This window comes from Rhizobium anhuiense (assembly GCF_003985145.1).
Classification (GTDB): Bacteria; Pseudomonadota; Alphaproteobacteria; order Rhizobiales; family Rhizobiaceae; genus Rhizobium; species Rhizobium anhuiense.
The window spans coordinates 275,502-299,208 of sequence record NZ_ML133522.1; the positions used below are offsets into that span (position 1 = coordinate 275,502).

The following is a 23,707-nucleotide window of genomic DNA, read 5'->3' on the forward strand; positions in this document are numbered from 1 at the left end:
CTAAAGGTCCTGCGTCAGTTGCTTGAGAAAAGCGGCGATCGTTTCTTCGTTTCGCTTGTAGAAGATCCACTGGCCGACGCGTTTGGTGGTGACGAGGCCGGCGCGATGCAGCGTCCCGAGATGAGCCGAGACCGTCGACTGCGACAGGCCGCAGCGCTCGAACTGACTGGCGCAGACACCCATTTCGAAAGGGTGCTCCTGCGAGGGGAAATGTTGTTCGGGGTTTTTCAGCCAGTTCAGAATGTCCATCCGGGCGGGATGAGCGAGTGCCTTGATAATCTCGTCTTTGTCCATCGTCGTTCGCCGAACTATAAATCGTGTTTGACCGATATATTGATCGTCGGAACTCGATATGCAAATCACGGAGGCGTGAGGTGGCGGCTTTTAGTGGGTGCGCAATTTTTGGGCAAAAAAAGAGGGCCACCGGAAAACCAGGGCCCTTGTAATTGTGAAGGTCAAAAACCTCCAGAGGGGAACAGCTAATGCGGTGGTACTGGGAGAGAAACCACAAGATGCATCAGCTGAGATGGATATGGTGCTTCCTTGAGCAGGTTTCAATGCTTTTTTGTGCATGTCTGCTATGCGCGGCACAATTTTTTTGCGGTGCGGCATTTCCCTGGGCAAGCAAGGCAAAAAAAGAGGGCCACTGGAAAACCAGGGCCCTTATAAGTGTGAAGGTCAAAAACCTCCAGAGGGGAACAGCTAATGCGGTGGAACTGGGAGGAAAAGCCACCATGTGCATCAGCTATGTGCGATATGGTGGTTTAATGGGCAAACGGCAACCCTCATTTGTGCATGCCAGTCATGCGCCTTCTGCATAGTATGCAAAACGTCGACAAAATCGGGCTTAAAAGTTCCAGTTTCTAGCCTTGCTGACGATGAAATCGCGGAAGGCCTTCAGCTTGGCGGCGTTCTTGATTTCATCGGGATAGCAGAAATACGTATCGAAGGAGGGGACGTCGGCATTGATCGCCAGCTGAATCAGGCCGGGGTCGCGACCGACGATGTAATCCGGCAGGCAGGCGACGCCGATGCCGAGCAGGGCGGCTCGCTTGATCGAGGTCTGGCTGTTGATCTGCAGATGCGGGATGCGCTTGTTGTCGGACGAGCGGCCAGCGACCTCCAGCCAGTTGACGTCGAGCAGGTAGCTCGGCGCCGGCTCGCCGAAGGTGATGATGCGGTGATTGTCGAGATCCTCGATCTTCTGCGGCTCGCCATGGCGGTTGATATAGGACGGAGCCGCATAGACGTGCATGTGCACGGTGAAGAGCTTGCGCTGGATGAGGTCGGATTGCTGCGGCTGGCGCAGGCGAATCGCGCAGTCGGCATGGCGCATGTTCACATCCACTTCCTCGTTGTCGAGGATCAGCTGGATCTGCACATCGGGATAGAGCTGCAGGAATTCCTGGATCTTGTCGGTCAGCCAGCCCTGGCCGAGACCGACCGTCGTCGTGACGCGCAGCTTGCCGGACGGCGTCTCGGTCGTCTCGGTGAGCTGCATCTTCACGGTTTCGAGCTTCAGCAGCACGTCGTGGGCGGTGCGATAAAGCAGTTCGCCCTGCTCCGTCAGAATCAGGCCGCGCGCATGGCGGTGAAACAGCTTGGTGCCGACATCCTGCTCCAGCGCGCTTACCTGGCGGCTGATGGCGGATTGGGACAGATGCAGTTTATCCGCCGCATGCGTGAACGAACCCGCCTCGGCAGCTGCGTGGAAAATACGCAGCTTGTCCCAATCCAATGGCATTCCCCCACCCCTCATGCCGATCTTACTCCGCGGCCACGGCGACGGGCATGTGGCCCGTCAGATATCGCTCGGCTTCCAGTGCTGCCATGCAGCCCAGGCCGGCGGCGGTGATCGCCTGGCGGAACGTGTCGTCGGTCACGTCGCCCGCAGCATACACCCCCTCCAGGCTGGTCGCGGTCGAATCCGGTGCGGTCCAGAGATAGCCATTGTCCTTCAGCTTCAGTTTGTCCTTGAAGAGCTCGGTTGCCGGCGCGTGGCCGATGGCGACGAAGACGCCGTCGATCGTAACCTCGGTGATCGCCCCGGTACGCGTGTCGCGCAGGCGGGCGCCGGATACGGATTGCGGCATCGGCGGCTTGGCCGGCGTGCCGGTGATCTCTGCCACTTCGGTGTTCCACAGCACCTTGACATTGTCCTTGGAGAACAGACGCTCCTGCAGGATCTTCTCGGCCCGGAAGAAATCGCGGCGGTGCACTACGGTGACCGACTTGGCGATGTTGGAGAGATAGAGCGCCTCTTCGACGGCGCTGTTGCCGCCGCCGACAACGATCACATCCTTGTTGCGATAGAAGAAGCCGTCGCAGGTGGCGCAAGCCGAAACGCCGAATCCCTGGAAATGCTGTTCGCTCTCGATGCCGAGCCATTTGGCCTTGGCACCGGTGGCGATGATCAGTGTATCCGCGGTCCAGACCTGGCCGCTGTCGGTGCGGGCGACGAAGGGACGCTGGTTCATGTCGACTTCGGTCACGAGATCGTTGACGATCTCGGCGCCGACATGTTTTGCCTGCTGCAGCATCTGTTCCATCAGCCAGGGACCCTGGATCGGATCGGCAAAGCCCGGATAATTCTCCACATCGGTGGTGATCATCAGCTGGCCGCCCTGTTCGAGACCGGCGATCAAAACCGGTTTCAGCATGGCGCGCGCGGCATAGACCGCGGCAGTATAGCCTGCGGGTCCGGAACCGATGATGAGCACCTTGGTATGGCGGGCGGGCATGTCATTTCCTTTCGACTGGCAGGAGGGCGGCGGCTAAGTGGTGATTGCGGCCGTTTCGCGGTCCATGGGCCATTTATGAACGTCCAATGCTTTTATTCAAGGGCAGCCTTGCGTTACCAACAAGGCAAATCGCCAGGATGTGCAAGAATCCGTCATCGGCGTGAAACATTCTTGCGTATTCCGCCGCTTTATATAGAAGCTCCCCGCGGAGAATTAAAGAAAGGCAATGATGTGGGTCGCGCCGAACTCGACGTCATCGACATAAAGATACTCCGGGAGCTGCAGGCCGACGGCCGCATGACCAATGTGGAGCTCGCCGATCGCGTCGGCATCTCGGCGCCGCCCTGCCTGCGCCGGGTGCGCAAGCTCGAGGAAGCCGGCATCATCGAGGGCTATCACGCGATGCTGAACAGCCCGAAGCTCGGCTTCGACCTCGTCGCTTTCTGCATGGTTGGCCTCAAGCACCAGTCGGAAGGCAATCTCAAGGCCTTTGCCGCCGCCACCACCGAATGGCCGCTGGTGCGTCAGGCGTGGATGGTCTCCGGCGACAGCGATTTCCTGCTGCATTGCGTGGCGGAGAACCTCACCCGCTTCCAGGATTTCGTCATCGAGGTGCTGACGGCGAACGAACATGTCGATACCGTGCGCACCATGCTGACGATCCGGCAGGTGAAGAAGCTGGGACTGGTGGAAGTCTAGACTCCCAATTGCTCCCGTCCATTACTTGCGCGAGATATAGCCGCCCCGGTTGATGCCGTGGCGCTGGAGCTTGTCGTAGAACGTCTTTCTCGGAATACCGAGAGCTTCGATGGTGCGGCGCACGTCGCCGTCATTGGCCGACAGCGTGTCGCGGATGATCTCCGCCTCGTAGCGTTCCAGTCGTTCGGGAAGCGTGGCGCCCGCCGGCTGCGCAGGGACCACTGCCGCTCCACCGCCTTCCACACCAAGCACCACGCGTTCGGCATAATGCGAGAGTTCGCGGACATTGCCGGGCCATGTATGCGAGGCGAGATGCTGCCGCACACCGGGCGAAAGCGGCGGGACCTCGCGGCGAAACCGCTCCGCGGCACGGGCGGCGAAATGGGAGAACAGCAGCGGAATATCGTCGCGGCGTTCTCGCAGCGGCGGAATGGAGATCGTCACAACATTCAGCCTGTAATAGAGATCCTCGCGAAAATCGCCGCGCACCGAGGGATCCCCGAGGTCGATCTTGGCAGCCGCGACAACGCGAAGATCGACCGGGCGCACCTCGTTGGTGCCGAGCGGCGTGATCTCGCGCATCTCCAGCACTCGCAGCATCTTGACCTGCGTGGCGGCCGGCATGCTCTCGATCTCGTCGAGGAAAAGCGTGCCGCCGCTTGCATGTTCGATGCGGCCCGTGCGGCGCTTCTGAGCGCCGGTAAAGGCGCCGGCTTCGTGGCCGAACAGTTCGCTTTCGATGACGGTTTCGGGCAGAGCGCCACAGTTGAGCGCCACGAAATTGCCCTTCCGGCGGTGGCTCCACTGATGCAGGATCTGGGCAACCACTTCCTTGCCGCTGCCCGTTTCGCCGGCGACCAGCACGTCCACATCGGTATCGGCGATATGGCGAAGAATGTTTCTCAAGTTTTCCATGACAGGCGTCTGGCCGATCAGCGGCAAGTTCTCCTGCGCATCCTCGGCTGCTTTGCGCAGCATGCGGTTCTCCAGAACAAGCCGCCGCTTCTCGCTGGCGCGACGCACGCTTTGGACGAGCCGATCGGCTGCAAAAGGCTTAGCAATGAAATCATAGGCGCCGTCCTGGATCGCCTGAACGGCCATCGGAATATCGCCGTGGCCGGTCATCAGGATCACCGGCAGGTCGGCATCCATTCCCTGCAGCGTGGCGAAGAGCTGCAGTCCATCGATCTCCGGCATGCGGATATCGGTGACGACGGGGCCGGCGAAGTCGGCCGGCAGCTGCGCCAGCGCGGCTTTCGCCCCGTCATAGGCGGACACGGTGAAACCGGCGAGTTCGAGCGTCTGGGCGGTGGCGCGGCGCAGGTCCTTGTCGTCGTCGATCAGCGCAACGGGGCTCAGTGTGTCCATGAGCTCAAGCCTTCCTCAGATGAACGATGAACCGGCTTCCCCCGCTGTCGCTGACGACCTCCATCCGGCCGCCGTAATCGCCGACGATATCCTTGGAGATGACCAGCCCCAGGCCGAGACCGCTCTCTTTCGAGGTGTTGAACGGGGTGAACAGGCCTTTGCGGATTTCAGGCGGAATGCCGGGGCCATTGTCGGCGACCGTCACCGTTATCATCTCCGCATCGGCTGACGTTCTGACCTCGACGCGGCCCTCTCCGGCCTTCGGCGCCACCGCCTCCAGGGCATTCTGAAGCAAGTTGATCAGCACCTGTTCGAGACGGATCCGGTTTCCCATCACCTGCAGCTCAGGCGGCGGCAAGTCGATGTCGAGCAAATCCATGCGCCCGGCAAACCGGCTGCGCAACAGCATCACAGCACCCTCGATGACGTCCTTCAATCCTGTCGGTTCGGCGCTGCCTCGGCCTTTGCGGGCAAAGGTCTTCAGCTCTTCGGTGATCGCACCTATGCGCTCCGTCAGCGCCGCAATGCTTTCGAGATTTTCGCCGGCTGGCGCCGCCTGGCCGCGATCGAGGAAGGTGCGGGCATTGTCTGCATAGGCACGGATGGTCGCCACCGGCTGATTGATCTCATGAGCGACGCCGGCCGCCACCTGGCCCAGGATGGCCAGCCGGTTGGCCTGCACCAGATCCTGCTGCACCGCCTGCAGCTTCTGCTCCGTGCTCTTATGGCCGATGATTTCGGCCTGCAGCCGGTCCCGCGCCTGGCTGAGATCCAGCGTCCGTTCGACTACCCGCCGTTCCAGTTCCTCCCGCGCCTGCTGTTCTCTGGATATCCGCAGGGTGATCGCATGCCGGCGGCGCAACAGGAAGGCTGCTGCCGCCAGCAGAGGCAAGAGGATGAGCAAGGCCAGCATGCGGGCTTCGCGAATTCCCGCATCGACGGACGGCCCGAGCGTCACGAGATGCTGCAGCTGCCATCCGGTGGCCGGAACCGGCATCCCGACATCGAGAAACCTGGTTTTTCCGGCATCGCCGGGCATGACGATCTCAACGACGTCAAGGCCGTCCCCGAGGTTCCTGATAAGATCGAGCGGCAGGGGCTGAAGCGGCGCAGCGCCGAATTGAAGGCTTTCGCGGATCGCAGTCAGCCGGTCTTCGGCGATCCGGCCGATCGTCATGAACCGCCATGATGGAAGACTGGTGATGAGGACGATGCCGCGCTCGTCAACGACATAGGACGGGGTGCCCGAGGCATTCCAATCCGCCTCGACGTCGTCGAATTCGACCTTGACCACGACGACACCCAGCAGGCCATTGCTGCCCGAAATCCGCTGGGAGATATAGAGGCCCGGCTTCTTGCTGACCGTGCCAAGTGCGAAGTGCTCGGCCTGTCCTCGTTCGACTGCCCCTTGGAAATACTCGCGGAAGCGGTAGTCATTGCCGACGAAGCTCGTCGGTTCGCGCCAGTTGCTGGCCGAAACCGCCATGCCGTCCTTGTCGATGACATAGATGACGGCGGCCTTCGTGCCCGCCGCCAAATTTTCCAGCTTCTGACTGAGCCGCTCGAACGCGCCGGCATCCTTTCCGGCCAGCGCCGCGGCGAGTGCTGCGTCCTGCGACAGAACGAAGGGAAGCGCCCGGTATTTTTCGAGAACCGTGCGCAGCAAAGCCGCATTCAGTCTCGCATCCATGCGGGCCTGTTCCTCAAGGGCGGCCTCCGCCCGGTGCCGGCCGATCTCGCCGCCAGCCCAGAGGCTTGCGACGACGGCGAGGAGGGCGAACACGGCATAGGTCCACCACATCCGGTGGATCCGGTGCTGCAGGGGCAGGGAAGGCCACAATTTCGGCGACACGGACATGGCGGATTTGTGCATTTTTCTGCACGAAACGCAAATGGATTTGTGCGGATTTCCGCATTGCTTAATTAGCTGTCAGCAGCCCCGTAAATTTTTCATTAATAAATTCAATCTGTTGGTTGGTCGGCGTGAAACTGGCACGGTGATTGCGAAGGAGATGGCAACAACGGCTGAGCTGTTGGACTTGAAGCGAACGGCTCGGGAGGCCGGAGTTCGTTCCGGGCGAGCCATTAGGAGGACATCATGATCGCAGCACCACTCGATGCAGTCGCAGGCAGCAAGGGCAAGAAGCCCTTTTATAGCCATCTTTACGTTCAGGTTCTCGTGGCCATTGCTGCGGGTATCCTTCTCGGCCATTTCTACCCCGAACTCGGCACCCAGCTGAAGCCGCTCGGCGATGCCTTCATCAAGCTCGTCAAGATGATCATCGCCCCGGTCATCTTCCTGACCGTCGCGACCGGCATTGCCGGCATGAGCGATCTGCAGAAGGTTGGCCGTGTCGCCGGCAAGGCGATGCTGTACTTCCTGACCTTCTCGACATTGGCGCTCATCATCGGCCTGATCGTCGCCAACGTCGTCCAGCCTGGCGCCGGCATGAACATCGATCCGGCCTCGCTGGATCCGGCCGCCGTCGCCACCTTTGCCGCCAAGGCGCATGAGCAGAGCATCGTCGGCTTCCTCACCAATATCATCCCGACGACGATTGTCGGCGCCTTTGCCGATGGCGATATTCTGCAGGTCCTGTTCTTCTCGGTGCTCTTCGGCATCGCGCTCGCCATGGTCGGCGAAAAGGGCGAGCAGGTCGTCAATTTCCTGAATTCCCTGACGGCTCCCGTCTTCAAGCTCGTCGCCATCCTCATGAAGGCTGCCCCGATCGGCGCCTTCGGCGCCATGGCATTCACCATCGGCAAGTACGGCGTCGGATCGATCGCCAACCTCGCCATGCTGATCGGCACCTTCTACGTCACCTCTCTGCTCTTCGTCTTCATCGTTCTCGGCGCCGTCGCCCGCTACAACGGCTTCTCGATCGTGGCGCTGTTGCGCTACATCAAGGAAGAGCTGCTGCTGGTTCTCGGCACCTCGTCTTCGGAGGCGGCGCTTCCGGGCCTGATGAACAAGATGGAAAAGGCCGGCTGCAAGCGCTCGGTCGTCGGCCTCGTCATCCCCACAGGCTATTCCTTCAATCTCGACGGCACCAACATCTACATGACGCTGGCTGCACTCTTCATTGCCCAGGCAACCGGCATCCATCTCTCCTGGGGTGACCAGATCCTGCTGCTCCTGGTGGCGATGCTGAGCTCCAAGGGTGCCGCAGGCATCACCGGCGCCGGCTTCATCACCCTGGCAGCGACGCTCTCCGTCGTCCCCTCCGTACCGGTCGCCGGCATGGCGCTCATCCTCGGCATCGATCGTTTCATGTCGGAATGCCGGGCGCTGACCAACCTTGTCGGCAATGCGGTTGCAACGATCGTCGTGGCACGCTGGGAAAATGAGCTGGATACGGCGCAGCTGGCCGCGGCGCTGGACGGCCAGACAAGCGAGGACGCTCCGGCTGCCGGGCTCCAGCCGGCCGAGTAATCGGCCAGGACGTTCACAGTCTTGAAAATCCTGCAGCGGCCCGTTCTTCAGCGGGCCGTTTCTCTTTTCTGCTTCAGCCGCGGTTGTCGCCGAGCAGGCTGTTGTAAACGGCGGCGATCGCGCCTGCTTCCTTCTCCAGCGCGAAATTCGCCCTGACATGCCGCAGCGCATTTTCGCCATGCGCAATCGCCAAGGCGGGATCGGTGATATAGGGCGCGATTGCCCGCGTCAGCGCCTCGCCATCGCCGGCGGCAACGACCGAACCCGTCTCGCCCTCAACGATGAGCTCGGCGTAGGCGCCCGCATCCGATGCCACCACCGCGGTGCGCGAAGCCATGGCTTCAAGCGGCGTCAGGCCGAAGCCCTCGTTGCGGGAGGGCGCGACGTAAAGCGTCAGGCGGCGATACCAGATCTTGATGTCGGGCACTTCGCCGAGAAAGAGGATACGGTCGCTAAGCCCGGCGGCGGCGACATCGGCCTTGAGCTTGTCACCGAATGCCGCATGCTCCGCCGTCACGCGGCCGGAGACGATCGCTGTCCATTCCGGATTCTGCGGCAGCAGTTCGATCATCGCTTTGACGAAAAGATCGGTGCCCTTCTGGTGGCGCACGCGGCCGAAACAGCCGATAAGATGGCGTCCGGGCAGGCCGGTGGCGGCGATGCCGTCCTCTGCCGTTTCCGGCGGATGAAAGAGGGCAAGGTCGACGCCGTGCTGGATGACCGTGTGCGGCACCTCGAGGAACGAGCCGGAACGGTCGCTGGTCGCGATGACGGCGTCCATGCGGCGGATCAGCCATTTCGTATAGGCGGTGTGGCGGCGTTGGGCAGCCGAGGTGAAGAGCAGCTTCAGCGGCATGCGCATGAGATGGCGAAGCAGGATGCCGACGGCCATCTCGTTGTTGCGGCGCGCGTGCCAGACACGCTGGCGCCGGCGTGCCGGCGGGCGCCAGAGGCCAAGAAGCTGGCGCCACCTCAGTTTCGGCAGGCCTTCCGGCAGGCCGGGGCCAAGGGTTGCGATCTTTATGCCGAGCCGGATCTGGCAGGGAATGAGCTGAACAATGGTCGACGTGACGCCGGAGAGCCGGCGCTTGAAATTGGGCGCGATGATCTCGACGTCACGCATATCGGGCAAGGGATAGGTCTCGCGGCTGGCGGGCGATCAGCCCCAGGAAACCTGGAGGATTTCGTAGGCCTTGGAGCCGCCCGGCGCATTGACCTCGATGGAGTCGCCGACTTCCTTGCCGATCAGCGCACGGGCGATCGGCGAAGAGATGGAGATGCGGCCGGCCTTGACGTCGGCTTCCTGGTCGCCAACGATCTGATAAGTCTTTTCTTCCTCGGTGTCCTCGTCGACGAGCTTCACCTTGGCGCCGAACTTGATCTTGTCGCCCGACATCTTCGTGAGGTCGATGACCTCGGCACGCGCCGTCAGGTCTTCCAGTTCGCTGATGCGGCCTTCATTATGGCTCTGGGCTTCCTTGGCGGCGTGATATTCGGCGTTTTCGGAAAGGTCGCCATGAGCACGGGCTTCGGCGATCGCCTCGATGATTCGGGGGCGCTCCTCCTGCTGACGCCAGCGCAGCTCTTCCTGCAGCTTGACGAAACCACCCTGTGTCATCGGTACCTTTTCAACCATTTTTCTGTCCTTCACTCCTTGTATCCGCTCGTCCGTGCTTTTCGAGCAATCAGCCGCAGACACAAAAGAAAACAGGTCCCGAAGGGGAGCTTCGGAACCGTGCCACAATCCTAGTTAAGTGCTTATAGCAGATCGCCAAGGCCGATTTCCAGAAAATTCGCATAAACGAAACGCAACCCACCGCGGCATCCGGTGGCGCGCCTGAAAGATGGGCAAAGGTGACGTCGCTCCCATTGACTTTGCATATAAGAACATATAGTGAACATACTATGAAGAAGTCGCTAACAGAACGCTTGGCCATCCTTTCCGATGCTGCGAAATATGACGCTTCCTGCGCTTCCAGCGGCACGGTGAAACGTGATTCTCACGCAAGCGGCGGCCTCGGTTCGACCGAGGGATCCGGCATTTGTCATGCCTATGCGCCGGATGGACGGTGCATTTCGCTGCTGAAAATACTGCTGACCAATTTCTGCATCTACGACTGCGCCTATTGCGTCAATCGCTCGTCGAGCAATGTCGAACGGGCGCGCTTTACGCCTGAAGAGGTCATCTGGCGGACACTGGAATTCTATCGCCGCAATTATATCGAGGGCCTGTTTCTTTCTTCCGGCATCATTCGTTCGTCCGATTACACGATGGAACAGATGGTTCGCGTCGTCCGCGAACTGCGTGTGACGCATAATTTTCGCGGCTATATCCATCTGAAGTCGATCCCTGAAGCATCACCGCATCTGATCGAGGAGGCGGGGCTTCATGCCGACAGGCTGTCCCTCAATATCGAGTTGCCAACGGATAGCGGCATTACCCGTTTCGCGCCGGAAAAGAAGCCCGCCAATATAAGGCGATCGATGGGGGATCTGAGGCTGAAGATCGAGGCCGCCGGCGAGCCGACGCTGCGGACGAAGAAGCGTCAGCGTTTTGTGCCGGCCGGTCAGAGCACGCAGATGATCGTCGGCGCCGATGGCGCCAACGACGCGACGATCCTTGCCACCAGCGGCCGGCTTTACAGCAGCTATGGCCTGAAGCGCGTCTATTATTCCGCCTTCAGCCCGATCCCGGATTCGTCGAAAAACCTGCCGCTGATCAAGCCGCCGCTGATGCGTGAACACCGGCTTTATCAGGCCGACTGGCTCTACCGATTCTACGGTTTCGGCATCGATGAGATCACCGCGAACCAGGCGGGAGGCATGCTCGATCTCACCCTCGACCCGAAACTTGCCTGGGCGCTCGCCAACAGGGCCGAATTTCCTGTCGATATCAACAAAGCCGAGCGCGAGCGGTTGCTGCGCGTGCCCGGTCTCGGCACCAAGACCGTCAAAGCGATCGTTTCGGCTCGCCGTTTTCGCCGCCTGCGGATCGACGATCTCCAGCGGCTCGGCATTTCGATCAAGAAGGTCCAGTCCTTTATTTCAGCGGAAGGCTGGTCGCCGCGCCGTCTGATCGACCGCCCCGACCTTCGCGCCATGTTCGAGCCGCAACCTGAACAATTGTCGTTGCTGTGATGCGCCGGGTCGTGCTGGCAGGACGCGGGGATCTTGCCGAATGGCGTGATGCCGCGCGGGCCTTTGCTGCCGCCGGCATATCGCCTGAAGAGATCGATTGGCGCGAAAAAGATGAAGAGGCCGATCTCGCTTTTCAGCGCGACGCCATGCCGCCGGCGCCGATCATGGCACGCAAGCCGATGATAGTGCCGACCGCCTTCATCGATCTTGCCGAGACCGTTCTCTGCCATTCCGATCCGGTGCGGTTTTCCCTGCTTTACCGGTTGCTCTGGCGGCTGCAGCTGGACCGGCAGCTGCTCGAAGTGGCCTCCGACGAGGACGTTGTCCGTGCCAGGCTGATGGCGAAAAACGTTCGACGCGACGCGCACAAGATGACGGCTTTCGTCCGCTTCAAGGAAGTGGGTGCGGTATCGGCAGACCGTCGGAAATTCCTCGCCTGGTTCGAGCCGGACCACCATATCGTCAGGCGCACAGCGCCCTTCTTCCAACGACGCTTCACCGACATGGACTGGCTGATCGCCACGCCCAAAGGGTCAGCCGCCTGGGACGGCGAGCGGCTGATGCTAAACGACGCGCCGTGTGAAAAGCCCAATCTCACCGATGCCACCGATGAACTATGGCGCACCTATTACGCCAGTATCTTCAACCCAGCGCGATTGAAGCTGAAGGCGATGCAGTCGGAGATGCCGAAAAAATACTGGAAGAACCTGCCGGAAGCCGATCTCATCCCCGGGCTGATCGCCTCGGCGGAGAGCAAGGTGCGGGCCATGGCCGCACGGGAGGCGACGCAGTCACTGCCCTTCCACGATCGCTTGCAGGAGGCCGCGCGCAATATTCCTGTCGTGCCCGAAGCGCCGGCGGGCACGCTGGAAGCGCTGCGCGCGGACGCTGCCGTCTGTACCCGCTGTCCGCTGCATGCGACGGCGACGCAAACCGTATTCGGGGAGGGGCCACGCGATGCCGAGGTGATGTTCGTCGGCGAGCAGCCAGGCGACCAGGAGGATATATCAGGGCGTCCCTTCGTCGGTCCGGCCGGCCGGCTGCTGGATCAGGTGATCGCAGAAGCGGGCATCGACCGCTCGCGGCTCTATGTCACCAATGCCGTCAAGCATTTCAAATATGAGCCGCGCGGCAAGCGTCGTATCCACCAGAAGCCCAATATGGGCGAGGTGAAGCATTGCCGCTGGTGGCTCGATCTGGAGATGGCGCTGGTCAAACCGAAGCTCATCGTTGCCATGGGAGCGACGGCGCTGGCGGCGCTGACCGATGCGAAGCAGCGGTTGCAGGATGTCAGGGGGAAAGCCATTGCGATCGACGACAGGCGAACGCTCTTCGTGACGGTGCATCCTTCCTATCTGCTGCGTATTCCCGACGAGCGGCTGAAAGCCGAGGAGCTGGCGCGGTTTCGCGAAGATATGGCGAAAATCCAGCGGCTTATGGCAGCGGCTGGATAAATCGATTCCGGAGCTTCGAGGTGTGCATCACCGCTCATCGAGCGGTGATGCTGCCCTATCTCAGGCGAAGTAGCTCTGCAGCGGCCGCACTTCGAGATTGCCGGCCTTCAGCGCCTTGATCGCCTGGGCGGCGGCCTCGGCACCTGCCATCGTCGTATAATAGGGCACCTTCTGCATCAGCGTTGCACGGCGCAGCGACTTGGAGTCCGAGATCGCCTTGTTGCCGTCGGTGGTGTTGATGACAAGCTGGACCTGCCGGTTGCGGATTGCGTCCTCGATGTGCGGACGGCCTTCCAGCACCTTGTTGATCTTGGTGGCGGTGATGCCGTTTTCGCCGAGGAAGCGGGCGGTGCCGCCGGTCGCCAGCACCTTGAAGCCCTGCTCGACAAGGATGCGGATCGCCGGCAGCACGCGCGGCTTGTCCTCGTCGCGCACTGAGACGAAGACCGTCCCGTCACGCGGCAGCTCTACGCCGGCGCCGAGCTGCGACTTGGCGAAGGCAAGGGCGAAATCGGTGTCGAGGCCGATGACTTCGCCGGTCGAGCGCATTTCCGGGCCGAGCAGGGTGTCGACGCCGGGGAAACGGGCGAAGGGGAAGACGGCTTCCTTGACGGCGATGTGCTTCAGCTTGCGCGGATCGGGCTTTTCGCCGTAGGCGGCGAAGGTCGCGTCGAGTTTCTCGCCGGCCATGACGCGGGCGGCGATCTTGGCGATCGGCGCGCCGATGGTCTTGGCGACGAAGGGCACGGTACGCGAGGCGCGCGGATTGACCTCGAGAACGTAGACGATGCCGTCCTTGATGGCGAACTGGACGTTCATCAGGCCGCCGACATTGAGCGCCTTGGCCATCGCCTTGGCTTGGCGCTCCAGCTCGTCGATCAGTTCGACGGGCAGCGAGCGCGGCGGCAGCGAGCAGGCGCTGTCGCCGGAATGGATGCCGGCTTCCTCGATATGCTCCATAATACCGGCGACATAGACGTCGGTGCCGTCGGAGAGGCAGTCGACGTCGACTTCGATCGCATGAGAGAGATAGCTGTCGAAGAGCAGCGGGTTCTTGCCGAGCAGGGTGTTGATCTGGCCGGTCTTGTCGTTGGGATAGCGCTGCTTGATATCTTCAGGCACCAGTTCCGGAACCGTGTCGAGCAAGTAGCTCTGCAACTGGCCCTCAGAATGCAGGATCTGCATGGCGCGGCCGCCGAGCACGTAGGACGGGCGCACGACCAGCGGGAAGCCGATTTCGGCCGCGACCAGGCGGGCCTGCTCGACCGAATAGGCGATGCCGTTGTTCGGCTGGTTGAGATCGAGCTTCATCAGGAGCTTCTGGAAGCGGTCGCGGTCTTCGGCAAGGTCGATCATGTCAGGCGCGGTGCCGAGGATCGGAATGCCGTTCTTTTCCAGCGCCTCGGCAAGCTTCAGCGGCGTCTGGCCGCCGAACTGGACGATGACGCCGACGACTTCGCCCTTTTCCTGCTCGGCGCGCAGGATCTCGATCACGTCCTCGGCGGTCAGCGGCTCGAAATAGAGGCGGTCCGACGTGTCGTAATCGGTCGAGACGGTTTCGGGATTGCAGTTGATCATGATCGCTTCATAACCGGCATCCTTCAGCGCGAAGGCGGCATGGCAGCAGCAATAGTCGAACTCGATGCCCTGGCCGATGCGGTTCGGGCCACCGCCGAGAATGACGACCTTCTTGCGGTCGGAGACTTCGGCCTCCGAGCGGGCGGCGCCGGCGAAGGGCGTCTCGTAGGTCGAATACATATAGGCAGTCGGCGAAGCGAATTCGGCGGCACAGGTATCGATGCGCTTGAAGACCGGCCGGACGTTCAGGCCGTTGCGCAGTTCGGCGACTTCCTTCGGGCGTTTGCCGGTCAGCGTCGCCAGGCGGGCGTCGGAGAAGCCCATGGCCTTCAGCATGCGCAGGTTGGTGGCATCCTCCGGCAGGCCGTGCTCGCGGATGCGGGCTTCCATGTCGACGATGTTCTTGAGCTCAGCGAGGAACCACGGGTCGATCTTGCAGCCTTCATGCACCTCTTCGATGCTGAGGCCCTGGCGCAGCGCCTGGGCAACCATGCGCAGGCGGTCCGGCGTCGGCGTGCCGATGGCGGCGCGGATGGCGTTCTGACTGGATTCACCTTCCTCGAAATCAGGAATCTCGATTTCGTCGAGGCCGGTCAGGCCGGTTTCGAGACCGCGCAGCGCCTTCTGCAGTGATTCGGCGAAGGTGCGGCCGATCGCCATGACTTCGCCGACCGACTTCATCGCCGTGGTCAGCACCGGCGAAGCGCCGGGGAATTTCTCGAAGGCGAAACGCGGGATCTTGGTGACGACGTAGTCGATCGACGGTTCGAAGGAGGCAGGCGTTGCGCCGCCGGTGATGTCGTTTTCCAGTTCGTCAAGCGTATAACCGATCGCGAGCTTGGCGGCGATCTTGGCGATCGGGAAGCCGGTGGCCTTGGAGGCGAGCGCCGACGAGCGCGAGACGCGCGGGTTCATTTCGATGACGACGAGACGGCCGTCCTTCGGATTGACGGCGAACTGGACGTTCGAGCCGCCGGTTTCGACGCCGATCTCGCGCAGCACCGCAATCGAGGCGTTGCGCATGATCTGGTATTCCTTGTCGGTCAGCGTCAGCGCCGGCGCGACGGTGATCGAATCGCCGGTATGGACGCCCATCGGATCGATGTTTTCGATCGAGCAGATGATGATGCAGTTGTCCGCCTTGTCGCGGACGACCTCCATTTCATATTCCTTCCAGCCAAGCACCGATTCCTCGACCAGCACTTCGGTGGTCGGCGAGGCGTCGAGGCCGCCGCCGACGATCTCGAAGAATTCCGAGCGGTTGTAGGCGATGCCGCCGCCGGTGCCGCCGAGCGTGAAGGAGGGGCGGATGATGGCGGGCAGGCCGACATGATCGATGGCCTGGGCGGCGATCGCCATGGCATGGCTCATGTAACGCTGCTTGCGGTCGCTCTCGCCGAGGTTCCACTGGTTTTCCAGTTCGTCCAGCGCCTTGTCGAGCTCGGATCCGGACAGGCTTTCGCGCAGCTTGTTGCGCTCGGCCTCGTGCGTCTTGCGGTCGAGGTCCTTGATGTCGGTGGCGTTGGCCAGCATCGAACGCGGCGTTTCCAGGCCGATACGGGCCATCGCCTCGCGAAACAGCGCGCGGTCTTCGGCCATGTCGATAGCGGCGGGCTTGGCGCCGATCATCTCGACATTGTAGCGATCGAGCACGCCCATGCGCTTCAGCGAAAGCGCGGTGTTCAGCGCCGTCTGGCCGCCCATGGTCGGCAGCAGCGCATCCGGGCGCTCCTTGGCAATGATCTTGGCGACGACCTCGGGGGTAATCGGTTCGACATAGGTGGCGTCGGCAAGGCCCGGATCGGTCATGATCGTCGCCGGGTTGGAGTTGACGAGGATGACGCGGTAGCCTTCCTCCTTCAGCGCCTTGCAGGCCTGGGTGCCGGAATAGTCGAACTCGCAAGCCTGGCCAATGACGATCGGTCCCGCGCCGATGATGAGGATCGATTTGATGTCTTGGCGCTTCGGCATGGGCGATATCCATTTCTAGCTGCGCAAAAAGCCGGCCAGGGTGGGAGATCACCGGGTCGGGTCGCGCATTGAGGGTCTTTTCAGGCTAGAAGCGGCTTATAGGCAAATGTATTTGCAAACGGAACCCCATAAATCGCGGAATCGACAGGAATCCAACACGGCGCGAACGGCTATTTAGCGTCCGGCCCGACGAGCAGCCGGAATCCCTAGCCTTGCTTCGGGACGAGCGAAAGCGGGAGTCCCGCCAAGGGCCTGCGGCGCCGTGCGTCTTCTTTAGGTGAAGCGGCGGCGCACGTCCTCGGCATAACTGCGGCTGACCGGGATTTGCGTGCCGTCACGGGTGAGGATCAGCAGCCTGCCATTGTCGCGTTTCAGGCTTTCGACATGGGCGTCGGCCACCCAATGCGAGCGATGGACACGAAGACCAGGCGTCGCGGCGGTTTCCTTCAGCGCGTCGGCGAAACGCAGGAGCAGCAGTTCGCGCCCGCGGCTGGTCACCACCTCGGTATAGTGATCCTGGACGGAAAGGCGCAGCAGAGGGCCACGATTGTCAGGCTTCAGCCGATCGAGGATCGAGAGGCGGGGGCTGGTTTCCTCAGGAACTGCGGCTTCGGCGATTTTCTGGCTCATCGCCATGTAAGTCAGAAGGCAGAAAAGAGCGCAGAGAGGGATGGCGAAGAGCGCGCGGTAGAGGCCGCTTTCCAGCGTCGTCGCTTCACCGGTGAAGGCGTAGTCGACGAGGCCGATGGCAAAACCGATCGGCAGGGCGGCTATGAGCGAACCGGCCATCATGCGGGCAAACATCGAAGCGACCACCTCCCGCAACAGTCTTTCGGCGATGACCGCGCAGAGAATGGCGATCGCCCAGGCAAGGGCATGCAGGGTCAGCCAGTAGGCGAGGCGTTCGCCGAAGGCCATGCTTTCCATCGTGCCGTAGGGGCCGGTGACGGCAAAGAGCAGGACGATCGCGGCAAAGGTTCCCCAGAAGCGCCGGGAATGGAGAAAGACCTGCAATTCGCGAAGCGTGGATTGCAAGAAGGGGTGAATCACGAAGTTTTCCTGCCGTTCGCGCGGTTCGGATTGAGGCAGATGCAGTCTTGGCGGAAAGACGGATCGAATTCAACCGGATGCCGCCCATGACCCTCGAACCGCTCCTCGACGCCCCGCTTGCCGTCCAGATCCATGTCGCCGCCGTTACGCCGGCAGCACTTCTCGGCGCCTATATCCTGCTGCGCCCCAAAGGCACGCCGCGCCACCGGCTGTTCGGTAGGATCTGGATGGCGCTGATGGTCGTGACGGCGATATCGAGCTTCTTCATTCATGAGCTCGATCTTTTCTACGGGTTCAGCCCGATCCATCTTCTGTCCATCGCAACATTGTTCGGCAGCTGGAATGCGATCGCGGCGGCTCGTCGCGGCGATATCCGTGTTCACAGGCGCATCGTCGCCGGTCTTTATTTCGGCGGCATCGTTCTTGCCGGCCTGTTTACCTTCCTGCCCGGCCGGATCATGCATGCGGTCGTCTTCACCGGCGGGCAATGGCCGGCGGCCCTTGCCGCGGCGGTGATCGGCTCGATCCTGGCTGCAATCGCGCTGCGTCGCCGGCGCGGGCGCCTGATGGCTCGATGAAGCCGCTGGAATTCCGGCCGCTGACGGATATATAGATTCCTTGAGTGCAAGCACGGGGCATTGCCGGGGAGAGCGAAGATGGAATGGAGAGGCCGGCGTCAGTCCGACAATGTCGAGGATCGCCGCGGTGATCCGGGCGGCGGAGGTTTCGGCCGCGGGGGCGGCTTCAATTTTCCGTCCGGCGGTGGCGTTCGCCGCGCCGGCGGCGGCCTCAGTATCGGCACGATCATCTTCCTCGTCGTCATCTATTTCATCTTCAAGATGATGGGCATCGACCTGTTGCAGGTGCTCGACACCGGCGGCGTGACGACCGGCCCCGGCTACGAGCAGAGCCAGTCGGGCGGAACGCGCACGCCTGCCAATGACGAGATGACCGCTTTCATGCGCACCGTTCTTGCCGAGACCGAGGATACCTGGCAGGGCATCTTCCAGGCGCAGGGCCAGAATTACGAGGAGCCGCGCCTCGTGCTGTTCTCGGGTTCGACCGCATCGGCCTGCGGCTCCGCATCATCGGCTACCGGGCCGTTCTACTGCCCTGGCGATCACAAGGTCTATCTCGACACCGAATTCTTCCAGGAGCTTTCCGACCGGTTCGGCGCGTCGGGCGATTTTGCCGAGGCCTATGTCGTTGCCCACGAGGTGGGCCATCATGTGCAGAACCTGCTCGGCATCCTGCCGAAATTCAATCAGGCCCGCCAGCGCATGAGCGAGGAGGAAGCCAACAAGATGTCGGTGCGCGTCGAGTTGCAGGCCGATTGCTTTGCCGGCATCTGGGGCAAATATACCCAGCAGAAGGGCCTCTTGGAGTCCGGCGACCTGGAGGAAGCGCTGAACGCTGCCCAGCAGATCGGCGACGACACGCTGCAGAAACGGTCGCAGGGCTACGTCGTCCCGGAAAGCTTCAACCACGGCACCTCGGCGCAGCGCGTCAAATGGTTCAAGCGCGGTTTCGACAGCGGCCAGCTGTCGGCCTGCGATACGTTTTCCGGGCCGATCTGAGAGGGTGAGAGGTAGAGGCGCGTAGCACGCGCCCACGCAGCCGTTTCAATCCTTTTGCTTACTTCTCGCTGTCCATATCCTGCAGCATATGTTCGGGATAACGCCCACCTGCAGCCGCATCCTTCGGCACGGCGCGTTCGATGGCGGCGAAATCGTCTGGTGACAGGTCGACCGCGCGTGAGCCGAGCGCCTCGCTCAGCCGGTCGCGGCGGCGGGCGCCGATGATCGGGACGATATCCTTGCCCTTGGCGGCGACCCAGGCGATGGCGATCTGGGCGACCGAGACGCTCTTTGCCTCGGCGATCTCGCGCAGCTTCTCCACCAGAGCGAGGTTTTGTTCGATATTGCCTTCCTGGAAGCGCGGGCTGTAGGCACGGAAATCGCCGGCCGTCGCACCCTGGCCCTTCTGCCAGTGGCCGCTGATCAGGCCGCGCGAGAGCACGCCGTAGGCGGTGATCGAGATGCCGAGTTCGCGTGTCGTCGGCAGGATCTTCTCCTCGATGCCGCGCGAGATCAGCGAATATTCGATCTGCAGGTCGATGATCGGGGCAACAGTGGCGGCGCGGCGGATCGTATCGGCACCGACCTCCGACAGGCCGATATGCCTGACGTAACCTGCCTTGACCATGTCGGCGATGGCGCCGACCGTGTCCTCGATCGGCACGTTCGGATCGAGGCGGGCCGGGCGGTAGATGTCGATATAGTCGACACCGAGGCGCTGCAGCGTGTAGCTGAGGAAGTTCTTCACCGCGACCGGGCGGGCATCGATGCCGTTCCAGCCGCCGACGGGATCGCGCAGGCCGCCGAACTTGACGCTGATGACGGCGCTCTCGCGCCTACGGCCTTTCAATGCCTCGCCGATCAGCATTTCATTGTGGCCCATGCCGTAGAAATCGCCGGTGTCGAGCAGGTTGATGCCGGCATCGAGCGCGGCATGGATCGTCGCGATGCTTTCTGCGCGATCCGAGGGACCGTACATGCCCGACATGCCCATGCAGCCGAGACCGATGGCCGAGACATCGGGTCCGGTCTTTCCCAAACGATAAGTCTGCATTTGTCTTCTCCATCAGTTTGCGCCACGCGGCGCAATCGGGTATCCGCGCCGGGGTGTCCTCGATGCCGTTCTACCGCTTTCGCATGCGGGCGATAATCGGGCGGCACAGGACGGGCTGTGCGGCGAAATGCACAATGACCAGTCTTTTTACCGGTGTTCTCTGGTGATCTGGAAGCCGTCGCAGCGATTGCAAGGGAACGTGTCGCCCGGCGATCGGCTGGGCGGCTCTCGATCTCCTGAAGCTGGAACGGCAGCGCGCGCCCTCCGGTTGAGGCATCTCATGAACTTCCCGCCTAGCATTATCAAAAACTTTGAAATGTTCACGGATTGTTTCGGTTTCTTTTCTGAGCTATGTCACTTTCTCGGCGATGAGATCGTCTTTTCAGAACCAACCGCTGTAGAGATGCCTCATGCTGGACCCCAAATTCGTTCGCCGCGGCCTTTTCCTGGTCTTCATCATCCTCTTCCTCGACATTATCGGCATCGCCATCATCATGCCGGTGCTGCCCGCCTATCTGGAGCAGTTGACCGGCGGCAGCGTCAGCGATGCGGCGATCGACGGCGGCTGGCTGATGCTCGTCTATGCCGGTATGCAATTCCTGTTCGCGCCGCTGCTCGGAAACCTGTCCGACCGTTTCGGCCGTCGTCCGATTCTTTTGCTTTCGGTGCTGACCTTTGCGATCGACAATTTCATCTGCGGCATCGCCACCAGTTTCTGGATGCTGTTCGTCGGCCGCGTGCTTGCCGGCATCAGCGGCGGCAGCTTCGCCACCTGCTCGGCCTATATCGCCGATATCAGCACCGAGGAGAACCGGGCGAAGAATTTCGGGCTGATCGGCATTGCGTTCGGCGTCGGCTTCACCATCGGCCCCGTCGTCGGCGGCTTCCTCGGCGAATTCGGCCCGCGTGTGCCGTTCCTCGGCGCGGCCGCGCTATCGCTCATCAATTTCATCGCCGCCTGCTTCCTGCTGCCGGAAACGCTGGCGGCGAAGAACCGCCGCCGGTTCGAATGGAAACGCGCCAATCCGCTCGGCGCGTTGCGCCAGATGCGCCATTATCCCGGCATCGGCTGGGTCAGCCTCGTCATGTTCCTGTTTTTCCTGGCGCATGCCGTCTATCCCTCGGTCTGGTCGTTCGTCTCGACCTATCGTTACGGCTGGAGCGAGGGACAGATCGGCCTGTCGCTCGGCATTTATGGCATCGGCGCGGTGATCGTCATGGGGCTGGTTCTGCCGCGGATCGTGCCGGTACTCGGCGAGTGGAAGACCGCTCTTCTCGGCCTCTGCTTCTCGGCCGTCGGGCTCACCGGCTATGCCTTCGCCTGGGAGGGCTGGGTCGTCTATGTCATCATCGTTGCGACCGTCATGGAAAACGTCGCCGATCCGCCGCTGCGCAGCATCGCCGCCGGCAAGGTGCCGCCCTCGGCGCAAGGCGAGTTGCAAGGCGCGCTGACCAGCCTCAGCAGCATCACCACCATCCTTGGGCCACTGATCTTCACGCAGATGTTCGGTTATTTCACGCGGCCCGAGGCGCCGGTCACCTTCGCCGGGGCACCCTATCTGACCGCTGCCCTGTTCATCCTGGTGGCCGCCGGCGTGTTCCTCATGCGGGTTCGGGTCCGTGAACCGGCCGAGGCACTGGAAGCGGCAGGTTGATCGATCAGAAACGCTGATGCGATGATGAATTTTTCATCATCTGCCTCATCTGGGGTAGTTCTTTGCGGGGCTTTGCTCTAAGTCCGGATGTTATTTCGCCGCAACCTGCGGCGACGCATATTTCAATCACAGGACTGGTGTCATGGACACGCCGATCGACGCGCGCAGGCTTGCGCCGACAACCGATAATCGTTGGGGCGCACATTTCCGTGCAACGCTGGCGCTCGGCATTCCGCTGATCGGCGCGCAGCTTGCCCAGCTCGGCATCAACACCACCGACGTGATGATCGTCGGCCGGCTCGGCGCCGAGCATCTGGCGGCGATGGTGCTTGCGGCGCAGTTCCTGTTCACGATCCTGATCTTCGGCTCGGGCTTTGCCATCGCCGTCATTCCGATGGTGGCGCAGGCCTACGGCCGCGGCGACGTTGTCTCGGTGCGCCGGTCGCTGCGCATGGGTCTGTGGGTGGTGATCGGGTACTGGGTGATCATGCAGCCGGCCTTCTTCAATTCGGAGCAGGTCCTTCTCTTCGCACAGCAGAAGCCCGAGGTGGCCAAACTCGCCCACGGCTACATCATGATCGGCCAGTTCGGCGTGCTGCCGGCGCTGCTCTTCAACGTCATGCGGGCGCTGGTCAGCGCCATCGGCAAGGCGGGCATCATCCTCAACGTCACCATCGCCACGCTGGTGATGAATGCGATCTTCGCCTATATGCTCGTGCTCGGCCATTTCGGCTTTCCGGCAATGGGGCTCGAGGGCGCGGCGATCGTTTCGGTCGTCGTGCAGACGGCAGGCTTCCTCTTCATCCTGGCTTTCGTGCAGCGGCGGGAAGAGACCCGGCGCTACGAGATCTTCGTGCGGTTCTGGAAACCCGACTGGCATGCGCTGCTGGAGGTCATCCGGCTTGGTTTCCCGATCAGCGTCACCATCCTTGCCGAAGTCAGCCTGTTCACGGTGGCCTCGCTGCTGATGGGTTATATCGGCACCATCGAGCTTGCGGCTCACGGCATTGCCCTGCAATGGGCGTCGATCGCATTCATGATCCCGCTCGGCCTCAGCCAGGCGGCGACGGTGCGCGTCGGCGTCGCGCACGGGCAGGGCGACCATCAGGGGCTGGTGCGGGCTTCGATCATGGTGCTCATCCTCGCCTGCGCCATTTCGGCGGTGGGCTCGGTACTCTTTGCGACCATGCCGCAATTCCTCGGCAGCTGGTTCCTCGACGTCAACTCGCCCGAAGCGCCGGAGGTGCTTGCCTATGCCGGGCCGCTGATCGTCGTTGCCGGGCTTTTCCAGCTCGTCGACGGGCTGCAGGTGATCGCCAATGGATTGCTGCGCGGTCTCAAGGACGCGCGCGTACCGATGATCATGGCGTTGATCGCTTACTGGCCGATCGGCTTCTTCCTGGCCTGGGCCTTTGCCTTCCCGCTGGGTTTCGGCGGTATCGGCATCTGGTTCGGCTTCCTCGTCGGGCTGGCAGCCGCCGCCGTCATGCTCTGTGCGCGCTTCTACCTTCTCCTTCGCCGGGAGGCGGAACTGGCCCACGCCTGAGCCGTCCGCCTCTGCCGTCAGGCCGCGACGGGCTTGTAACTGGCGATATCGGCGCGAATGCCGAGACGTGCAAACATTTCCTGCGGATCGAAATGGGCGGCCCTATGGGCCGCTGCAACGGCCGCCCGCGCGCGCTCGACGACCTCCGTATTTTCCCATTCGGCGATCGTGACGAAATTGAATTCGCCTGGGCCGGCGACCTGTTCCAGTACCCTGTGATCGATGAAACCGTCCTGCGCCTCCAACAGCTTGTGGGTCATCATCACTTTGACGAGAAATTCTTCTCGCGCCGCTGCCGGCACGACGAACTTGTCTATCCTGTAGAAAGCTCCGCTCATCCAGTTTTCTCCTGCATCAGATGTTTGCAGGCAGATCTGTAATTCCTCAACTTAAGCTGAGGTCAAGGGGCGGATAAAGAAAAAGGCCCGCCTGGGCGAGCCTTC

General features: G+C 62.0%; 19 protein-coding genes. 8 read left to right on the forward strand and 11 right to left on the reverse strand.

The window, feature by feature from the left end:
* The 3 genes from EEQ99_RS07410 to trxB form a co-directional block, all read right to left on the reverse strand.
* On the reverse strand, positions 1-294 hold the full coding sequence (locus tag EEQ99_RS07410) for an ArsR/SmtB family transcription factor (RefSeq protein WP_028758410.1): 294 nt from the start codon (positions 292-294) through the stop codon (positions 1-3).
* A gap of 553 nt (positions 295-847) precedes the next feature.
* Positions 848-1,744: a LysR family transcriptional regulator VtlR gene (locus EEQ99_RS07415; protein WP_003581089.1), complete on the reverse strand. Its 897-nt coding sequence runs from the start codon at positions 1,742-1,744 to the stop codon at positions 848-850.
* A gap of 22 nt (positions 1,745-1,766) precedes the next feature.
* Positions 1,767-2,741, reverse strand: coding sequence for a thioredoxin-disulfide reductase (gene trxB, locus EEQ99_RS07420; RefSeq protein WP_028758411.1), 975 nt, complete (start codon positions 2,739-2,741; stop codon positions 1,767-1,769).
* Between the two features lie 231 nt (positions 2,742-2,972).
* Here trxB and EEQ99_RS07425 point away from each other — a divergent pair, with 231 nt between their 5' ends.
* A complete protein-coding gene (locus EEQ99_RS07425) occupies positions 2,973-3,440 on the forward strand; it encodes an Lrp/AsnC family transcriptional regulator (RefSeq protein WP_017994786.1) in 468 nt (155 codons plus the stop codon).
* A 21-nt stretch (positions 3,441-3,461) separates the two neighbouring features.
* Here EEQ99_RS07425 and EEQ99_RS07430 read toward each other — a convergent pair whose 3' ends face one another.
* Positions 3,462-4,808, reverse strand: coding sequence for a sigma-54-dependent transcriptional regulator (locus tag EEQ99_RS07430; RefSeq protein ID WP_127430191.1), 1,347 nt, complete (start codon positions 4,806-4,808; stop codon positions 3,462-3,464).
* A gap of 4 nt (positions 4,809-4,812) precedes the next feature.
* Positions 4,813-6,681, reverse strand: coding sequence for an ATP-binding protein (locus EEQ99_RS07435; RefSeq protein ID WP_127430192.1), 1,869 nt, complete (start codon positions 6,679-6,681; stop codon positions 4,813-4,815).
* A gap of 225 nt (positions 6,682-6,906) precedes the next feature.
* On the opposite strand from EEQ99_RS07435, the gene EEQ99_RS07440 reads away from it, so the two are divergent.
* Entirely contained in the window at positions 6,907-8,241 is a 1,335-nt protein-coding gene (locus tag EEQ99_RS07440; protein ID WP_047611120.1) for a dicarboxylate/amino acid:cation symporter, read from the forward strand.
* 73 nt (positions 8,242-8,314) lie between these two features.
* On the opposite strand, the gene EEQ99_RS07445 is transcribed toward EEQ99_RS07440, so the two are convergent.
* Together EEQ99_RS07445 and greA are read right to left on the reverse strand one after the other, a co-directional pair.
* On the reverse strand, positions 8,315-9,373 hold the full coding sequence (locus EEQ99_RS07445; RefSeq protein ID WP_082849685.1) for a glycosyltransferase family 4 protein: 1,059 nt from the start codon (positions 9,371-9,373) through the stop codon (positions 8,315-8,317).
* Positions 9,374-9,400: 27 nt separating this feature from the next.
* Positions 9,401-9,877, reverse strand: coding sequence for a transcription elongation factor GreA (gene greA, locus EEQ99_RS07450; RefSeq protein ID WP_017965278.1), 477 nt, complete (start codon positions 9,875-9,877; stop codon positions 9,401-9,403).
* Between the two features lie 269 nt (positions 9,878-10,146).
* Between greA and EEQ99_RS07455 the strand changes: the two genes are divergently transcribed.
* Both EEQ99_RS07455 and EEQ99_RS07460 read left to right on the forward strand, forming a co-directional pair.
* Complete coding sequence (locus tag EEQ99_RS07455; protein ID WP_127430193.1) at positions 10,147-11,379, forward strand: putative DNA modification/repair radical SAM protein; 1,233 nt, start codon at positions 10,147-10,149, stop codon at positions 11,377-11,379.
* A complete protein-coding gene (locus EEQ99_RS07460) occupies positions 11,379-12,833 on the forward strand; it encodes a UdgX family uracil-DNA binding protein (protein ID WP_127430194.1) in 1,455 nt (484 codons plus the stop codon). Before EEQ99_RS07455 ends, EEQ99_RS07460 begins: the two co-directional genes overlap by 1 nt.
* Before the next feature lie 60 nt (positions 12,834-12,893).
* On the opposite strand, the gene carB is transcribed toward EEQ99_RS07460, so the two are convergent.
* Together carB and EEQ99_RS07470 are read right to left on the reverse strand one after the other, a co-directional pair.
* Positions 12,894-16,382 (reverse strand): carbamoyl-phosphate synthase large subunit, encoded by a 3,489-nt coding sequence (gene carB / locus EEQ99_RS07465; protein ID WP_047614239.1) that lies wholly within the window; start codon positions 16,380-16,382, stop codon positions 12,894-12,896.
* A gap of 273 nt (positions 16,383-16,655) precedes the next feature.
* Complete coding sequence (locus tag EEQ99_RS07470; protein WP_063474551.1) at positions 16,656-17,432, reverse strand: LytTR family DNA-binding domain-containing protein; 777 nt, start codon at positions 17,430-17,432, stop codon at positions 16,656-16,658.
* 47 nt (positions 17,433-17,479) lie between these two features.
* Here EEQ99_RS07470 and EEQ99_RS07475 point away from each other — a divergent pair, with 47 nt between their 5' ends.
* Together EEQ99_RS07475 and ypfJ are read left to right on the forward strand one after the other, a co-directional pair.
* Positions 17,480-18,010: a DUF2306 domain-containing protein gene (locus tag EEQ99_RS07475; RefSeq protein ID WP_127430195.1), complete on the forward strand. Its 531-nt coding sequence runs from the start codon at positions 17,480-17,482 to the stop codon at positions 18,008-18,010.
* A gap of 78 nt (positions 18,011-18,088) precedes the next feature.
* On the forward strand, positions 18,089-19,009 hold the full coding sequence (gene ypfJ / locus EEQ99_RS07480) for a KPN_02809 family neutral zinc metallopeptidase (RefSeq protein ID WP_028759077.1): 921 nt from the start codon (positions 18,089-18,091) through the stop codon (positions 19,007-19,009).
* 58 nt (positions 19,010-19,067) lie between these two features.
* Here ypfJ and EEQ99_RS07485 read toward each other — a convergent pair whose 3' ends face one another.
* Positions 19,068-20,063 carry an aldo/keto reductase gene (locus EEQ99_RS07485; protein ID WP_127430196.1) on the reverse strand — a complete coding sequence of 332 codons (996 nt, stop codon included), beginning with the start codon at positions 20,061-20,063 and terminating at the stop codon, positions 19,068-19,070.
* A gap of 410 nt (positions 20,064-20,473) precedes the next feature.
* On the opposite strand from EEQ99_RS07485, the gene EEQ99_RS07490 reads away from it, so the two are divergent.
* Together EEQ99_RS07490 and EEQ99_RS07495 are read left to right on the forward strand one after the other, a co-directional pair.
* A complete protein-coding gene (locus EEQ99_RS07490; RefSeq protein WP_063474554.1) occupies positions 20,474-21,718 on the forward strand; it encodes a TCR/Tet family MFS transporter in 1,245 nt (414 codons plus the stop codon).
* Between the two features lie 142 nt (positions 21,719-21,860).
* The gene (locus tag EEQ99_RS07495) at positions 21,861-23,264 is read left to right on the forward strand and encodes an MATE family efflux transporter (RefSeq protein ID WP_047611097.1); all 1,404 of its coding nucleotides are present in this window, start codon (positions 21,861-21,863) and stop codon (positions 23,262-23,264) included.
* 17 nt (positions 23,265-23,281) lie between these two features.
* Here EEQ99_RS07495 and EEQ99_RS07500 read toward each other — a convergent pair whose 3' ends face one another.
* Positions 23,282-23,602 carry an antibiotic biosynthesis monooxygenase family protein gene (locus tag EEQ99_RS07500; protein ID WP_047611094.1) on the reverse strand — a complete coding sequence of 107 codons (321 nt, stop codon included), beginning with the start codon at positions 23,600-23,602 and terminating at the stop codon, positions 23,282-23,284.
* Positions 23,603-23,707: the final 105 nt, after the last annotated feature.

Coding starts and splice junctions, on each gene's coding strand:
- EEQ99_RS07410 (WP_028758410.1), bottom strand. CDS start 294: ATGGACAAAGACGAGATTATCAAGGCACTCGCTCATCCCGCCCGGATG.
- EEQ99_RS07415 (WP_003581089.1), bottom strand. CDS start 1,744: ATGCCATTGGATTGGGACAAGCTGCGTATTTTCCACGCAGCTGCCGAG.
- trxB (WP_028758411.1), bottom strand. CDS start 2,741: ATGCCCGCCCGCCATACCAAGGTGCTCATCATCGGTTCCGGACCCGCA.
- EEQ99_RS07430 (WP_127430191.1), bottom strand. CDS start 4,808: ATGGACACACTGAGCCCCGTTGCGCTGATCGACGACGACAAGGACCTG.
- EEQ99_RS07435 (WP_127430192.1), bottom strand. CDS start 6,681: ATGCACAAATCCGCCATGTCCGTGTCGCCGAAATTGTGGCCTTCCCTG.
- EEQ99_RS07440 (WP_047611120.1), top strand. CDS start 6,907: ATGATCGCAGCACCACTCGATGCAGTCGCAGGCAGCAAGGGCAAGAAG.
- greA (WP_017965278.1), bottom strand. CDS start 9,877: ATGGTTGAAAAGGTACCGATGACACAGGGTGGTTTCGTCAAGCTGCAG.
- EEQ99_RS07455 (WP_127430193.1), top strand. CDS start 10,147: ATGAAGAAGTCGCTAACAGAACGCTTGGCCATCCTTTCCGATGCTGCG.
- EEQ99_RS07460 (WP_127430194.1), top strand. CDS start 11,379: ATGCGCCGGGTCGTGCTGGCAGGACGCGGGGATCTTGCCGAATGGCGT.
- carB (WP_047614239.1), bottom strand. CDS start 16,382: ATGCCGAAGCGCCAAGACATCAAATCGATCCTCATCATCGGCGCGGGA.
- ypfJ (WP_028759077.1), top strand. CDS start 18,089: ATGGAATGGAGAGGCCGGCGTCAGTCCGACAATGTCGAGGATCGCCGC.
- EEQ99_RS07485 (WP_127430196.1), bottom strand. CDS start 20,063: ATGCAGACTTATCGTTTGGGAAAGACCGGACCCGATGTCTCGGCCATC.
- EEQ99_RS07490 (WP_063474554.1), top strand. CDS start 20,474: ATGCTGGACCCCAAATTCGTTCGCCGCGGCCTTTTCCTGGTCTTCATC.
- EEQ99_RS07495 (WP_047611097.1), top strand. CDS start 21,861: ATGGACACGCCGATCGACGCGCGCAGGCTTGCGCCGACAACCGATAAT.
- EEQ99_RS07500 (WP_047611094.1), bottom strand. CDS start 23,602: ATGAGCGGAGCTTTCTACAGGATAGACAAGTTCGTCGTGCCGGCAGCG.